Annotated in this window: 14 protein-coding genes and 1 pseudogene; 10 read left to right on the forward strand and 5 right to left on the reverse strand. The window is 73.0% G+C overall.

Annotation, left to right across the window (positions count from 1 at the left end):
* Positions 1 to 663: 663 nt before the first annotated feature.
* Positions 664 to 1,950 carry a tyrosine--tRNA ligase gene (tyrS, locus tag ACOJTC_RS16940; RefSeq protein WP_204927705.1) on the reverse strand — a complete coding sequence of 429 codons (1,287 nt, stop codon included), beginning with the start codon at positions 1,948 to 1,950 and terminating at the stop codon, positions 664 to 666.
* A gap of 116 nt (positions 1,951 to 2,066) precedes the next feature.
* Here tyrS and ACOJTC_RS16945 point away from each other — a divergent pair, with 116 nt between their 5' ends.
* The 4 genes from ACOJTC_RS16945 (at position 2,067) to ACOJTC_RS16960 (ending at position 4,444) form a co-directional block, all read left to right on the forward strand.
* Positions 2,067 to 2,441 carry a PaaI family thioesterase gene (locus ACOJTC_RS16945; protein WP_204927706.1) on the forward strand — a complete coding sequence of 125 codons (375 nt, stop codon included), beginning with the start codon at positions 2,067 to 2,069 and terminating at the stop codon, positions 2,439 to 2,441.
* Between the two features lie 98 nt (positions 2,442 to 2,539).
* Positions 2,540 to 3,766 (forward strand): NRAMP family divalent metal transporter, encoded by a 1,227-nt coding sequence (locus tag ACOJTC_RS16950; protein ID WP_420117611.1) that lies wholly within the window; start codon positions 2,540 to 2,542, stop codon positions 3,764 to 3,766.
* Positions 3,763 to 4,140, forward strand: coding sequence for a hypothetical protein (locus ACOJTC_RS16955; protein WP_420117612.1), 378 nt, complete (start codon positions 3,763 to 3,765; stop codon positions 4,138 to 4,140). Before ACOJTC_RS16950 ends, ACOJTC_RS16955 begins: the two co-directional genes overlap by 4 nt.
* Positions 4,127 to 4,444 (forward strand): PRC-barrel domain containing protein, encoded by a 318-nt coding sequence (locus ACOJTC_RS16960; protein ID WP_204927542.1) that lies wholly within the window; start codon positions 4,127 to 4,129, stop codon positions 4,442 to 4,444. Before ACOJTC_RS16955 ends, ACOJTC_RS16960 begins: the two co-directional genes overlap by 14 nt.
* A gap of 12 nt (positions 4,445 to 4,456) precedes the next feature.
* Here the strand turns inward: ACOJTC_RS16960 and ACOJTC_RS16965 are convergent, their stop codons facing one another.
* From ACOJTC_RS16965 to ACOJTC_RS16975, 3 genes are all read right to left on the reverse strand, one after another.
* On the reverse strand, positions 4,457 to 5,779 hold the full coding sequence (locus ACOJTC_RS16965; RefSeq protein ID WP_204927543.1) for a hemolysin family protein: 1,323 nt from the start codon (positions 5,777 to 5,779) through the stop codon (positions 4,457 to 4,459).
* Positions 5,780 to 6,011: 232 nt separating this feature from the next.
* Positions 6,012 to 6,629 carry a YgjV family protein gene (locus ACOJTC_RS16970; RefSeq protein ID WP_204927544.1) on the reverse strand — a complete coding sequence of 206 codons (618 nt, stop codon included), beginning with the start codon at positions 6,627 to 6,629 and terminating at the stop codon, positions 6,012 to 6,014.
* Between the two features lie 9 nt (positions 6,630 to 6,638).
* Entirely contained in the window at positions 6,639 to 7,142 is a 504-nt protein-coding gene (locus ACOJTC_RS16975; RefSeq protein WP_204927545.1) for a GNAT family N-acetyltransferase, read from the reverse strand.
* Positions 7,143 to 7,283: 141 nt separating this feature from the next.
* Here ACOJTC_RS16975 and ppdK point away from each other — a divergent pair, with 141 nt between their 5' ends.
* The 4 genes from ppdK to pflA all read left to right on the forward strand — a co-directional run bounded on the left by ppdK (position 7,284) and on the right by pflA (position 13,577).
* Entirely contained in the window at positions 7,284 to 9,944 is a 2,661-nt protein-coding gene (gene ppdK, locus ACOJTC_RS16980) for a pyruvate, phosphate dikinase (protein ID WP_420117613.1), read from the forward strand.
* An 11-nt stretch (positions 9,945 to 9,955) separates the two neighbouring features.
* On the forward strand, positions 9,956 to 10,408 hold the full coding sequence (locus ACOJTC_RS16985; protein WP_204927547.1) for a hypothetical protein: 453 nt from the start codon (positions 9,956 to 9,958) through the stop codon (positions 10,406 to 10,408).
* Between the two features lie 143 nt (positions 10,409 to 10,551).
* Positions 10,552 to 12,795 carry a formate C-acetyltransferase gene (gene pflB / locus ACOJTC_RS16990; RefSeq protein WP_420117614.1) on the forward strand — a complete coding sequence of 748 codons (2,244 nt, stop codon included), beginning with the start codon at positions 10,552 to 10,554 and terminating at the stop codon, positions 12,793 to 12,795.
* Positions 12,792 to 13,577: a pyruvate formate-lyase-activating protein gene (pflA, locus tag ACOJTC_RS16995; RefSeq protein ID WP_420117615.1), complete on the forward strand. Its 786-nt coding sequence runs from the start codon at positions 12,792 to 12,794 to the stop codon at positions 13,575 to 13,577. Before pflB ends, pflA begins: the two co-directional genes overlap by 4 nt.
* Before the next feature lie 16 nt (positions 13,578 to 13,593).
* Here pflA and ACOJTC_RS17000 read toward each other — a convergent pair whose 3' ends face one another.
* Positions 13,594 to 13,815 (reverse strand): helix-turn-helix transcriptional regulator, encoded by a 222-nt coding sequence (locus ACOJTC_RS17000; RefSeq protein ID WP_204961429.1) that lies wholly within the window; start codon positions 13,813 to 13,815, stop codon positions 13,594 to 13,596.
* 216 nt (positions 13,816 to 14,031) lie between these two features.
* Here ACOJTC_RS17000 and ACOJTC_RS17005 point away from each other — a divergent pair, with 216 nt between their 5' ends.
* Both ACOJTC_RS17005 and ACOJTC_RS17010 read left to right on the forward strand, forming a co-directional pair.
* Positions 14,032 to 14,208 (forward strand): hypothetical protein, encoded by a 177-nt coding sequence (locus tag ACOJTC_RS17005; RefSeq protein ID WP_420117616.1) that lies wholly within the window; start codon positions 14,032 to 14,034, stop codon positions 14,206 to 14,208.
* Positions 14,205 to 14,477: pseudogene (locus ACOJTC_RS17010) on the forward strand (hypothetical protein); the annotation flags it as partial. The gene ACOJTC_RS17005 and the pseudogene ACOJTC_RS17010, both read left to right, overlap by 4 nt.
* Between the last annotated feature and the right edge of the window lie 12 nt (positions 14,478 to 14,489).

The raw sequence follows: 14,489 nt of genomic DNA on the forward strand, positions 1-14,489 counted from the left end.
CCAGCCCGGGGTATAAAACAATTGGCACTGGCTTTACAAGCACCCTGTTGAGTTCTCAAAGAACAACCACACACCACCCGGAAGCCCCGCAACCGCAGAACCCCCGACCTGGGGCATTTCGTTCACCACACCCCGCGCTCCCGCGCTGGGCACTTTTACTACGTTACCCGGTGGTATCCGCCATGTCAAACCGCTCTGCAGCGATCCACACCACTTCCACCACAATTTCCACACACCACAAACACAACCGGCTCACACCGGAAGCCCTCGTGATTTCCGCCAGGCCGGCCGGTGCGGTCTCCCACACGCTCGCCCGGTTCCCTGCCGGCGTCACACACTACCCGGTCGGTTTCGCCTCACCAAATCGACCCCCCGGGCCGATCCGGGCACCGCCCGGTCCGTGCTCCGCGAAAGCAACCCCGCGAAGCCGGTGCCTCACACCGCGCTCCGGCCTTCGAGACATTCGCCCCGGTTCGTCCGTTCCGCGCTGGCAGAGAGAAAGTTACGCGTCCGCCGAGATGATCGTCAAATCCGGCGGACGCGTCGCACGTCACACTGCCGCACACCGGCCACCCGTCGAGCGGGGCCATCCGTCGGAGGCCGTCCTCGCCGGGCCGCACACGGACGGGGCCGGCCGGGAACGGCGAGGACGGGCCGACCGGGTCAGGAACGCAGCTCGACCCCGGCGAAGGAGCGCTTGCCCCGGCGTAGCACCAGGTAGCGACCGTGCAGCAGGTCGGCCGGGTCGACGGTGGCGTCGACGTCGGTGACCCGGATGTTGTTCACGTACGCGCCGCCCTCGGTGATCACCCGGCGGGCCTCCTTGAGGCCACCGACCAGTCCCGCGTCGCGCAGCAGCCCGGCCACATCGGGGAGTTCGCCGGTGAGCTGCACCAGCCCGGCCTCGGTCAGCGCGGCACGCAGCGTCTCCGGGGCCAACTCGTCGAGCGAGCCCCGACCGAAGAGCGCCTGACTGGCGGCGACGGCCTGCCGGGTCTCCTCCGCACCGTGGACCAGGGTGGTGAGTTCCTCGGCGAGAGCACGTTGGGCGCCACGGGCCGCCGGCCGTTCCGCCGTCTCCTTCTCCAGCGCCTCCAGCTCCTCCCGGGAACGGAAGCTGAAGTACCGCAGGTAGCGGGTGACGTCCCGGTCGTCGGCGTTGACCCAGAACTGGTAGAAGGCGTACGGGCTGGTCATCTCCGGGTCGAGCCAGACCGCACCGCCCTCGGTCTTGCCGAACTTGGTGCCGTCGGAGCGGGTGACCAGCGGGGTGGTGAAGGCCTGCACCGGGCCGGCCCCCCGGCGACGGACGTAGTCGACGCCGGCGGTGATGTTGCCCCACTGGTCGGAGCCGCCGTACTGGAGCTGGCAGCCGTGCCGGCGGTGCAGCTCGAAGAAGTCGTTGGCCTGGAGGAGCTGGTAGCTGAACTCGGTGAAGCTGATGCCGGTCTCCAGCCGGGCCCGCACCACCTCGCGGGCCAACATCTTGTTGACCGGGAAGTGCTTGCCGACGTCCCGCAGGAACTCGACCACCGACATCTCGCCGGTCCACTCCAGGTTGTTGACCAGTTGCGCCGCGTTCTGCCCGGTGTACGACACGAACGGCGCGAGCTGGTCGCGGATGCGCTGCACCCAGCCGGCCACCACCTCGGGCGGGTTGAGGGTGCGCTCGGCGCTCTCCTTCGGGTCGCCGATCTGGCCGGTGGCACCGCCCACCAGCAGCAGCGGCCGGTGCCCGGCGAGTTGGAGCCGGCGGGCGGTGGTGACCTGCATCAGGTGGCCGACGTGCAGGCTGGGCGCGGTCGGGTCGAAGCCCACGTAGAAGGTGGCCGCCCCGCCGTCGAGCAGGTCGCGCAGCTCGTCGGGGCCGGTGGAGTCCTGGATCAGGCCGCGCCACCGCAGGTCTTCGGTCAGGGAGTCCCGCCCGTGCGGGAGGTTGCTGTCGGTCACGGTCACCGATTCTCCCCCATCGCCGACCTGGGGCCGTACCGGGTTTGCCGCCTGCGGGCGCGGCTAGGCTGGCCGGGCCGGTGCGACGAGGAGGAACAGCCGTGGAGATCCCGGAGATGACGGACGGCCTGGTCGGTCTGCTGGGGCTGACGTTCGACGAGGCCAGCGGGGACCGGGTGGTCATCCGGTGGAAGGTGCGGCCCGAGCTGCACCAGCCGGCCGGCATCCTGCACGGCGGTGTCTACTGCGCGGTGGTGGAGACCGTCGGCAGTGTGGGCGGCACGCTCTGGTTGGGCGACCGGGGCAGCGTCGTCGGGGTCTCCAACCAGACGGACTTCCTGCGCGCGGTCCGCGAGGGCGAGCTGGTGGCCGTGGGCACGCCGGTGCACCGGGGGCGCAGCCAGCAGCTCTGGCAGGTGGAGATCACCGACGCGGAGGGGCGGCTGGTGTCGCGGGGTCAGGTGCGGTTGCAGAACCTCAGCCGGGACTGACCCGCCGGGCGCAGCGGCGAGCCTGCCCGTTTCGCCCGGTACGAGGGGCGCTGCGCCGATATCGTCGCCTCGATGACCGCCGCCGATCCCGTCCGCACGTGAGGAAGCTCCTCGCCGCCACCCTCGGGGTGCTCTCGGCCATCGGAGGTTTCGTCGACATCGGCGACCTGGTGGCGGCGAGTCAGGCGGGGGCACGCTTCGGCATGGCCCACGCCTGGGTGCTGCTGCTCGGCGTGGTCGGCATCTGCGCGTACGCGGAAATGGCCGGTCGGATCGCGGCGGTCAGCGGCCGGGCGGTGTTCGACCTGGTCCGGGAGCGGTTGGGTCCCCGCGTGGCGCTACTCAACCTGGCGGCGTCCTACCTGGTCACGGTGTTGACCCTGGCCGCCGAGCTGGGCGGGGTGGCGCTGGCGCTGCAACTGGCCTCCCGGGTGAGTTACCTGCTGTGGGTGCCGGTCGCGGCGTTCGCGGTCTGGCTGGTGCTGTGGCGGATGCGGTTCCAGCTCATGGAGCGGGTGTTCGGGCTGGCCGGGTTGACCCTGCTGGTCTTCGCCGTGGCACTGTTCTGGCTGCCGACGGACTGGGCGGCGCTCGGCCACGACGCCCTGCACCCGAACCCGGCCGGGCAGGGCTGGGGGGCGTACTGGTTCGTGGCGGTGGCGCTGTTCGCCTCCACGGTCAGCCCGTACGAGGTGTTCTTCTTCTCCTCCGGCGGGGTGGAGGAGAACTGGAGCGCCGCCGACCTGGCCGACGCCCGGTCGAGCGTGCTCATCGGTTTCCCGGTCGGCGGCCTGCTGGCGTTGTCGCTGATCGCCACGGCCGCGGTGGTGTTCCACCCGGCCGGGGTGTCGCTGTCGAGCCTCGACCAGGTCGCCGAGCCGGTGGTGCTGGCGTTCGGCGGGGTGGGGCTGGCGGTGGCCGCGCTGGCGTTCTTCGCGGTGACCTTCGGGGCCGCGTTGGAGACCGGACTGTCGGCGGCGTACGCGGCGGCGCAGTACTTCGGCTGGCAGTGGGGCAAGCGGGTCAGCCCCCGGGAGGCCGCCCGGTTCCACAGCGTGCTGCTGGTCAGCGTGCTGGCCGCGACGCTGCTGCTGTCCACCACCGTCGACCCGGTGCGGCTGACCGAGTACATGCTGGTCGCCAGCGCGGTGGTGCTGCCGTTGACGTACCTGCCGATCCTGGTCGTCGCCAACGACCGGACGTACCTGGGTGACGACGTGAACGGGCCGTGGCTGAACCTGCTCGGTGCGGTGTTCCTGCTGGTGATCGTGGCGGCGTCGGTGGCGGCGGTTCCGCTGGCGGTCGGGACGGGGATGGGGCGGTGAGGGTCCAGCTCGGCCGGCAACTGCTCGACCGGCAGATCGTCGACGCCGACGGGCTGCTGCTGGGCAAGGTCGACGACGTCGAGTTCGCCGTCGACGAGCGGGGCGTGCCGTACGTGGCGTACCTGCTGACCGGGCAGGGCGCGCTGGGGCGGCGGATCGGTGGCCGGGTCGGGCGGCTGCTGGTGGCGCTCGCCGACCGGTTCGCCGAGGAGGGGTCGGCCCCGCTGCGCATCCCGTTCGGCCGGGTGGCCCGGATCGACAGTGCGGTCCGGCTGCGGGCCCGCGCCGACGAGTTGCCCCGCCCGCCGGTGGAGACGTGGCTGCGGCGGCACCTGATCGACCGGATTCCGGGGGCCGACCGTGCGAGCGGGTGAGCTGCTCGGGCGCACCGCGTACGACCTGCACGGCCGGCGGCTGGGGCGGGTGGTGGACGTGGTGGTGCGGGGGGACTTCCCGGACGGCCGGCTGCGGCTGACCGACGTACTGGTGACCGGTCACTGGTGGAGCCGGGTGTGGGGCCGGTTGATCGGGGCGCAGCGGCACCCGTCCGGCCCCTGGCTCATCCGGGTGACGGCGCAGGCGTTGAGCCGGGACACCCGCCAGTTCCCCGCCGACCAGATCCAGCTGCTGCCCCCGGTGCCGGGTTTCCCGTTCGGCGACCCGACGCCCCCGGACTGATCCCGGGTCGGGTCAGGCGTGGGCCTCGTCGGGTACGGGTTCCGGTTCCTCGGCGGGGGTCGCGGTCGGGGCGTGGTGCAGCCGGATCTGGGTGATGGCGCGCTGGTCGACGCCGGTGACGGTGATCTCCCAGTCGTCGATGGTGACCTGCTCCCCGGCGACGGTGGGGATGTGCCCGAGGCAGGACAGCACCATCCCGGCGACGGTGGTGTAGTCACCGGCGGGCCGGTTGGGCACCTCGACGCCGATGTCGGTCAGGTCGTGCACGGGGAAGGTGCCGGGCAGCACCAGCGAGCCGTCGTCCTCGGTGCGCACCGCGCGGACGTCCCGGTCGGTCTCGTCGTAGATCTCCCCGACGATCTCCTCCAGGATGTCCTCCAGGGTGACGATGCCGTCGACCGCGCCCCGCTCGTCGACAACCAGGGCGATGTGCTGCCGCTCGGCCTTGAACTGGCGCAACGCGTCGACCACCGGCAGCGAGTCGGGCAGCAGCATCGGCGGGCGGGCGCAGTCGTCGACCGGCCGGTCGTCCGGCACCCCCACCAGGTCCCGCAGGTGGATCACGCCGACCGCGTCGTCGAGGCCGCCGTGGCGGACCACCGGGGCCCGGGAGTGGCCGGTGGCGGCCAGCAGCAGCCGGGCGGCCTCCGCAGTGGTCCCGCTGTCGAGCGTGAAGACCTGCAACCGGGGTACGAGCACCGCCCGCAGCTGCCGGTCGGCGATCTCCACCGCGCCGGCGATGATGGTGCGTTGTTCCTTGGTGAAGCCGTGGTTGCCGGCGACGATGTCGCGCAGCTCGTCCGGGCCGATCTCGTCGGGCTGGTGCTTCGGGTCGACCCCGGCGAGGCGGACCACCAGGTCGCTTGTCGCCCCGAGCAGCCACACCGCCGGGCGGGTGAAGCTGGACAGGATGTCCAGGGGGCGGGCCACCAGCAGCGCCCAGCGTTCGGCGCGCTGCATGGCGATCCGCTTCGGGGCCAGCTCGCCGAAGACCAGGGTGACGAAGGTCAGCACCAGGGTGACCAGCACGATGGCCACCGTCTCGGCGGCGCTGCCGAGGAACCCGAGCAGCGGGACCAGTGGCTTGGCCAGGGAGACCGCGGCGGCGGCCGAGGCGAGGAAACCGGCCAGGGTGATGCCGATCTGGATGGTGGCGAGGAAGCGGTTCGGGTCCTTGGCGAGCCGGGCGAGCACCCGGCCGGCCCGGCTGGAGCGTTCCAGCCGCTGCACTTGGCTGTCCCGCAGCGACACCAGCGCCATCTCGCTGCCCGCGAAGATCGCGTTGAGCACCACCAGGACTCCGACCAGGGCCAACTGGCTCCAGTAGCTCTGCACGCCCGGCACTCTCCCTCAGGCGGTGGGCGTCGGCGACACCGCCGACGCTGCCGGACGGAGGACCCGCCCGGCGTAGCCCAGTCTGTGCCCAGCCGCGCGGTCCGCGAACCCTCCCCACGGCCATCGTCCCGGGCGCGGCCCGAGCGGCGGCCCGGCCCCGCCCGGCCGTTCACTGACCTCCGCCAGGGAGGCCGGCCCTCAGGGTTGCCCGACGCTCAGGGCTGCCCGGCGGTCAGGCCAGGTCGAGGACGTACGCGTCGCCCTCGGGGCGGAAGCCGAGCCGGTGGTAGTAGGGGGCGACCATGCCCGGTGGGCTGACCACCCGGCGGAACCCCCGGTCGGTGAACAGGCTGCTGCGGCGGTAGACGAACTCGCCGGGGGTGAAGTCGCGGAAACGGCGGGTGACGTAGTCCAGGTCGATCTGGGCGACGCCGTCCGCCTCGGCGTGCGACAGCACCACCCCGACCACCTCGTCGTGGCGTACCACGAGGAAGGCCGACCGGTCGGCGGCGGCCGGGGGTGGGCGGAAGTCGGGGTTGAACCGGGCGATGTCGGCGGCGTGCACCCGCAACGTGTGGGCCAGGAACTGGTCTCCGACGCCCACCTCGACCACCTGGTAGGCGCGGTCGTCGTGCCGGGTGGCCAGCATCTTCCGCAGGTACCACACGTTGATCACGGCGAGCACCACGTTGAGCCCGACCATCGGCCAGACCTGCACGGCGGCGTTGTAGCCGATCAGGATCAGGCAGCCGACCAGGTTGAGGGCGCGCAGCCGCAGGATGCGCGTCTGCAGCAGCGACCAGACCAGCAGCGCGGAGCCGGCCCAGCCGACGAGTTCGAGCCAGTTCACTCCGCGAGACTAGTGCCCGCCCTGGTCAGCGGGGACGTCGGGCAGCTCCAGCAGCCATTCCTCGACCTCGACGCCCCGGCCGGGGGCGAATCCCGAGTCCTCGCCGACGACGACGAAGCCGCACTTGCGCAGCACCGCCAGGGAGGCCCGGTTGTCCTTCGCGGCGCGGGCACGCAGCGGCCGGTGCGGCAGCTCCCGCAGCAGTGCGGTCAGCGCGGCGGTGGCGTGCCCGCGCCCCCACCGGCGCGGGTCGATCCAGTAGCTGACCTCGGTGTGTTCGCCCACCGGGAACGCCGCCACGTGCCCGACCACCGCGCCGTCGACGACCACCGTGCGGTTGACCACGGTCGGGTCGGCGCGGATGCGGGCCCAGTGCGCGTCGAAGACCCCCCGGTCGGTCGGGTCGGCCGGGCCGAACGCCGCCATCCAGGCCGCCTCCGGGTCCTGCTCGTGGGCGAAGAAGTGCGGCAGGTCGTCGTCGCGCACCGGGCGCAGGGACACATCGGCGGTCACCGCCGGAGGATACGCACCGGCACCGACACGTCGGGACCTGTGGCCCGGTCGGCGTACCGTCCGGCCCTGCCGGTGGACCCCCCGGCGTTGCTACCAACGAAGGGACAGGTCCGACCGGCGAGTGGAGTGGAGGCCGGGGCCATGACCAGGTACGTCTACGACTTCATCGAGGGTGACCGCAGCAGGGCCGACCTGCTCGGCGGCAAGGGCGCCAACCTCGCCGAGATGACCCGGCTCGGGTTGCCGGTGCCGCCCGGCTTCACCATCGGCACCGACGCCTGCCGGGCGTACCTGGCCACCGGGTCGCCGCCGGACGGGCTGTTCGCGGAGGTCGACACCCACCTGCGGCGGGTGGAGCGGCAGGTGGGCCGGCGGCTCGGCGACCCGCACGACCCGCTGCTGCTGGCGGTGCGTTCCGGCGGCCGGTACTCGATGCCCGGGATGATGGAGACGATCCTGGACATCGGGCTCACCGACGCCACCGTGGCGGGGTTGGCCGCCCGCACCGGCGACGCGAGGTTCGCGTGGGACTCGTACCGGCGGTTGATCCAGATGTTCGGCCGGACCGTGCACGGGGTGCCGGCGGAGGAGTTCGACCACGAGTTGGCCGCCCTGCGGGCCACCGCCGGCCCGGACGGGCCGGACGCCGGACAGCTGCGCGACCTGGTGTCGACGTACCAGAAGATCTTCCTGCGGGTGGTGGGGCACGAGTTCCCGCAGTCCCCGCAGGAGCAGTTGCGGCAGGCCGTGCAGTCGGTGTTCGCGTCGTGGAACTCCGCGCGGGCCCGGATCTACCGGCGGCAGGAGCACATCCCCGACGACCTGGGCACCGCCGTCAACGTGATGGCGATGGTCTTCGGCAACCTCGGCCCGGACTCCGGCACCGGGGTGGCGTTCACCCGGGACCCGGCCACCGGCCTGCCCGGCGTGTACGGCGACTACCTGCCCGACGCCCAGGGCGAGGACGTGGTGGCCGGCATCCGCAACACCGTCGCCCTGCCTGAGCTGGCCCGGCTCGACCCGGCGAGCTTCCAGCAGCTCACCGGGGTGCTGGCCACGCTGGAACGGCACTACCGGGACCTGTGCGACGTGGAGTTCACCATCGAACGCGGCACGCTGTGGATGTTGCAGACCCGGGTCGGCAAGCGGACCGCCGCCGCCGCGTTCGTGATCGCCGCCCAGCTCGTCGACGAGGGGCTGATCACCCTGGACGAGGCGTTGTGCCGGGTCAGCGGGGCACAGTTGGGTCAGTTGATGTTCCCCGCGTTCGACCTGGCCGGCGCGCCGCCGCCGCTCACCGTCGGGGTGGGGGCGTCGCCGGGGGCGGCGGTGGGTCGGGTGGTGTTCGACTCGGCCGCCGCGACCGCCGCCGACGGGCCGGTGATCCTGGTGCGTCGGGAGACCAACCCGGACGACCTGCCCGGCATGATCGCCGCCGCCGGGGTGCTCACCGCACGGGGCGGGAAGACCTCGCACGCCGCCGTGGTGGCCCGCGGCATGGGCCGCACGTGCGTCTGCGGCGCGGACGCGCTGGTGGTCGACCCCGATCGGGGCGAGTTCACCGTCGGCGACCGGGTGGTCCGGGCCGGTGAGGTGATCTCGATCGACGGGACCACCGGCCGGGTCTACCCGGGTGCGGTGCCGGTGCAGCCCTCCCCCGTCGCCCGGTACCTCGCCGGTGAGCTGGACCCGCAGGCCGACCCGCTGGTGGCGGCCGTGCACCGGCTGCTCGGGCACGCCGACGCGGTACGCCGGCTCGGGGTGCGGGCCAACGCGGACACCGCCGCGGACGCCCGTCGGGCCCGCGCGCTCGGCGCCGCCGGCATCGGGCTGTGCCGCACCGAGCACATGTTCCTCGGCGGGCGGCGGGAGCTGGTGGAACGGCTGATCCTGGCCGAGGGGCCGGACGCGGTGGCCGGGGCGCTGGCGGCGCTGCTGCCGTTGCAGCGGGCCGACTTCACCGAACTCCTCGCCGCGATGGACGGCCTGCCGGTGACGATCCGGCTGATCGACCCGCCGCTGCACGAGTTCCTGCCGCCGCTGGCCGAGCTGACCGCGCGGGTCGCCCGCGCCGAGGCGTCGGGCCGGGACCCGGGACGCGACGGGCGACTGCTGACGGCGGTCCGCCGGATGCACGAGGCCAACCCGATGCTGGGGCTGCGTGGGGTGCGTCTCGGGCTGGTGGTGCCCGGGTTGTTCGCCATGCAGGTGCGGGCGGTGGCTGAGGCGGCGGCGCAGCGGGTCCGCGACGGCGGGGACCCCCGCCCGGAGATCATGGTGCCGCTGGTGGGTGACGTGCGGGAGTTGGCGGTCGTGCGGGCGGAGGCCGAGCGGGTGCTCGCCGAGGTGCCCGACGCGCCGGCCGTGCCGATCGGCACGATGATCGAGGTGCCCCGGGCGGCGCTGACCGCCGGACAGATCGCCACCCAGGCGCACTTCTTCTCCTTCGGCACCAACGACCTGACCCAGCTCACCTGGGCGTTCTCCCGCGACGACGTGGAGGGGTCGTTCTTCGGGGCGTACCTGCAACGGGGGATCTTCGAGGTGTCGCCGTTCGAGAGCCTCGACACCGTCGGGGTGGGCCAGCTCGTGCGGCTGGCCGTGGCACAGGGGCGGGCCACCCGCCCGGAGTTGACCGTCGGGGTCTGCGGCGAGCACGGCGGCGACCCCGACTCGGTGGCGTTCTTCGCCGACGCCGGCCTGGACTACGTCTCGTGCTCGCCGTACCGGGTGCCGGTCGCCCGGCTCGCGGCGGGCCGGGCCGCCGTCGCCGCCGGCACCGGCACGTCCGACAGCCGATAGGAGGCAGCGCCATGACCGCGATCTTCAACCCGACCGGACCCGCCACGCTGGGCCCACCGCCGGTGCCGCGTACCCCGGTGGAGGCCACCGGGACCACGACGGCCGGGCCGGTGGGGCCGGTGCTGGCGCTGCCCGGTTCGCCGGCCGCCGCGCTGGTGCCGGTGACCCGCGACGGGCGGGCCGTCGGGACGTTCGTGCTCGCCGACGGGCGGGTCCGCTACCAGGCGCTGCCCGACCCGGACCGGGTGCTCGCCGCCGCGGCCGGCGCCGCCGCCGTCGCCCTGCTCACCGCGGGCGTGGCGGTGGTGGCGCGGCGTCGGCCACCGGCGATCCGCACGGTCACCATGGGGCCCGGCGGCTGGGTCAGCCTGCGCGGAGCGCGGGTGCCCGCACTGCGCCCGGCGACGCCCCGGCCGTGGTGGGCGCGGCTGCTGCGCGCCCAGCGGCTCGTCGTGCGGCGCTGACCGGCCGCCGGGGGTCTTTGGTCCCGGGCGGGGGTGGTCCTGCGCCTCTGCCCGGGACGGACCGACCCGACGAGGCTGATGGTGCAGGCGCAACACCCCGGCGGCCCAGGCCGCCGGACCCGACCAGCGCGGAAGGACCGATCATGACCGGCACCGCACATCTCGACCCGTGGCGCGGCTTCACCGGCGACGCCTGGCGCGACACCGTCGACGTGGCCGCCTTCGTCCGGGACAACCACGAGCCCTACACCGGGGACGCGTCGTTCCTCACCGGACCCACCTGCCGCACCCTGGAGGTCTGGGGCACGCTGCGGTCGATGTTCGTCGAGGAACGCCGACGCGGCGTGTACGACGTCGACGCCGCCACCCCGTCCACCATCACCGCGCACGCCCCCGGGTACATCGACCGGGAGCGGGAGCTGATCGTCGGGTTGCAGACCGACGCGCCGCTGCGCCGGGCCATCATGCCCGCCGGTGGGCTGCGGATGGTGGAGACCGCGCTGAAGGCGTACGGCTACCCCGCCGACCCGCAGGTGCACCGGATCTTCACCACGTACCGCAAGACGCACAACGACGCGGTGTTCGACGCGTACCCGGCCGACGTGCTCGCCGCGCGCCGCTCGCACGTCATCACCGGGCTGCCCGACGCGTACGGGCGGGGGCGGATCATCGGCGACTACCGGCGGGTGGCGCTGTACGGGGTGGACCGGCTGGTCGCCGAGCGCAAGGCGCTCAAGGCGGCGCTGGACGACCGGCCGTCGACCGACGAGGTGATCCGGGACCGGGAGGAGCTGGCCGAGCAGATCCGGGCCCTCGGCGAGCTGGCGCAGATGGCGGCGGGCTACGGCTACGACATCTCCGGGCCGGCGACCACCGGCCGGGAGGCGATCCAGTGGCTCTACTTCGCCTACCTCGCCGCCACCAAGGAGCAGAACGGCGCGGCGATGTCGCTGGGACGTACCGCCGGGTTCGTCGACGTCTACCTGCGGCGGGACCTCGCCGAGGGACGGTTGACCGAGATCGACGCCCAGGAGCTGGTCGACGACTTCGTGATCAAGCTGCGGATCGTCCGGTTCCTGCGCACCCCCGAGTACGACCAGCTCTTCTCGGGTGACCCGACCTGGGTCACCGAGGCGCTCGGCGGGATGGGTGCCGACGGCCGGCCGCTGGTCACCCGGACCAGCTTCCGCTACCTGCAGACCCTCTACAACCTCGGTCCCGCGCCGGAGCCGAACCTGACGGTGCTCTGGTCGCCCCGGCTGCCGGTCGGCTTCAAGCGGTTCTGCGCCCAGGTGTCCCTGGACACCAGCGCCATCCAGTACGAGAACGACGACCTGATCCGGCCGGCGTACGACGACGACACCGCGATCGCCTGCTGCGTGTCGGCGATGCGGGTGGGCCGGGACATGCAGTTCTTCGGCGCCCGCGCCAACCTCGCCAAGGCCCTGCTGTACGCGATCAACGGCGGGCGGGACGAGATCAGCGGGGAGCAGATCGCCCCGGCCACCGCACCCGTCGGCGGGGAGACCCTCGACTACGCCGAGGTGCTGGCCGCCTACGAGCGCACCCTGGACTGGCTGGCCGAGACGTACGTGGACGCGTTGAACGTGATCCACCACCAGCACGACCGGTACGCCTACGAGCGGCTGGAGATGGCCCTGCACGACCACCCGGTGCGCCGGTTCATGGCCACCGGCATCGCCGGGCTGTCGGTGGCGGTGGACAGCCTCGCCGCGATCCGATACGGCAAGGTGAAGGTGCTGCGCGACGACACCGGGCTGGCGATCGACTACGTGGTCGAGGGGGAACCGCCGACGTACGGCAACAACGACGAGCGGGCCGACGCGATCGCGGTGTGGCTGACCGAGACGTTCGCGGCGAAGCTGCGCCGGCAGCGCACCTACCGCGACGCGGAGCTGACCATGTCGGTGCTGACCATCACCTCCAACGTGGTGTACGGCAAGCACACCGGCAACACCCCGGACGGCCGGCGGGCCGGTGAACCGTTCGCCCCGGGTGCGAACCCGATGAACGGCCGGGACAGCCACGGGCTGGTGGCCGCCGCGCTGTCGGTGGCGAAGCTGCCGTACGACGCGGCCCGCGACGGCATCTCGCTGACCTCGACGGTGACCCCGGACGGGTTGGGCCACACCCGCGACGAGCGGATCGACAACCTGGCCGGGGTGCTGGACGGCTACACCGACGCCGGTGGCTTCCACCTCAACGTCAACGTGCTGGACCGGGCCACCCTGGTCGACGCGATGGCGCACCCGGAGCGCTACCCGCAGTTGACCGTCCGGGTCTCCGGGTACGCGGTGAACTTCGTCCGGCTCACCCGGGAACAGCAGGAGGACGTGGTGTCCCGGACCTTCCACGGGTCGCTGTGAACGTCCGGCCGCCCGACGCCGTCGCCACCGCCAGCCGGCGGGGCGACGGCGTGCCGACCGGGGCGGTGCACTCGTGGGACGTGTCGGTGGGGGTGGACGGGCCGGGCACCCGGTTCGTGGCCTTCCTCGCCGGCTGCCCGCTGCGCTGCCGGTACTGCCACAGCCCGGACACCTGGTACCGGCGCAGCGGCCGGCACCGCACGGTGGACGAGCTGATGGCGGAGATCGAGCCGTACCGGCGGTTCATCGCGGTAGCGGGTGGCGGGGTGACGATCAGCGGCGGCGAGCCGCTGATGCAGCCCCGGTTCACCGGCGAGGTGCTGCGCCGCTGTCACGATCTCGGCCTGCACACCGCGCTGGACACCTCGGGTTTCCTCGGCGTCCGCGCCGACGACGCCCTGCTCGACGCCACCGACCTGGTGCTGCTGGACGTCAAGTCGTGGGACCCGGCGACCTACCGCCGGGTCACCCGCACCGGGTCGGTCACCCCGACGTTGCGCTTCGGCCGCCGGCTCGCCGACCGGGGCACCCCGATCTGGGTACGGTTCGTGCTGGTCCCCGGCCTCACCGACGCCGAGGAGAACGTGGCGGGCGTCGCGGACTTCGTCGCCGGGCTGGCCACGGTGCAGCGGGTCGAGGTGCTGCCGTTCCACCGCCTCGGCGCGCACAAGTACGCCGAGCTGGGGCTGACCTTTCCGCTGGCCCGCACGGAACCGCCGACCCCGGAGCTGGTGGCCCGGGTCCGGAGCCAGTTCGCCGAACGCGGCCTGACCGTCACCTGACCCGGCCGGGGGCTGGTCAGCCCTGGGTGTCCTCGTCCGCCGGACGGGGCTGCCGGTGGTCCCGGATGTATGCCTCGACGTCGGACCGCAGCCACACCGAGCCGCCCTGCAACGTCTGGAACGGGCGCGGGAACTTGGGGTGGACGACGATCTGGCGCAGTCGGGAGCGGCCCACGCCCAGCATCGCCATCATCTCTGCCGGCCCGACAAGCGGCCCTGGCACCTCCGGCTCACCCATGCGCAACAAGGTAGACATGGGCTTGCCTACCCAATTTATCGCACGTAATACGGCCTTCTCAATCATGTGCGCCTGATCTGGCTGGACAAAATTAGGTCTACTAGAATTGACAGGGGGTTACCGGCGGTGTGGAATCGGTGACGCGGTGCCTCCGCCCTGGTGGAGCTGGGCTCGGCGGGGCGGGGTGCCGCGACGACCCCACCCCCGGGAGGCGCAATGTGTCGACACCGCGCGGTGCCGTACCTGATCGAGTTGGCCTGGCGCTGCCTGGACCAGCACCGCGACCGGCGGTGCGACAAGTGCACCGGCACCGGCTTCTGCCCAGTGGTGGAGGCCGCGCGCACCCGGATCAGGGCGTGGCGTCGGTACCGCAGCGTGTTCGGTCGGCGGTGAACGCGCCCCTGCCGAGGGCGGGCGACCTGCTCCTGCTGACCCGGGCGGCAAGCGTCCAGTTCGTCAGGCCGGTCCGGTTCCGGGTGATCCGGGTGCTCGACTGGCCGACGTACGACGGCTGGGTCTGGCTCGACGGCTACCGCCTCGACGACCGGGGCGACGCGGTGGCCCGCCGGTCGGTCTTCGTCCGCCCGGCGGGCCTGGTCGTCCTCCCCCGCACCGCCCCCACGCCGGCACAGCGGTCCGGGCCGACACCGCCGGGGGTGTCGACGCGGGCGCGG

Source organism: Micromonospora sp., from assembly GCF_048594385.1.
Classification (GTDB): domain Bacteria; phylum Actinomycetota; class Actinomycetes; order Mycobacteriales; family Micromonosporaceae; genus Micromonospora; species Micromonospora wenchangensis.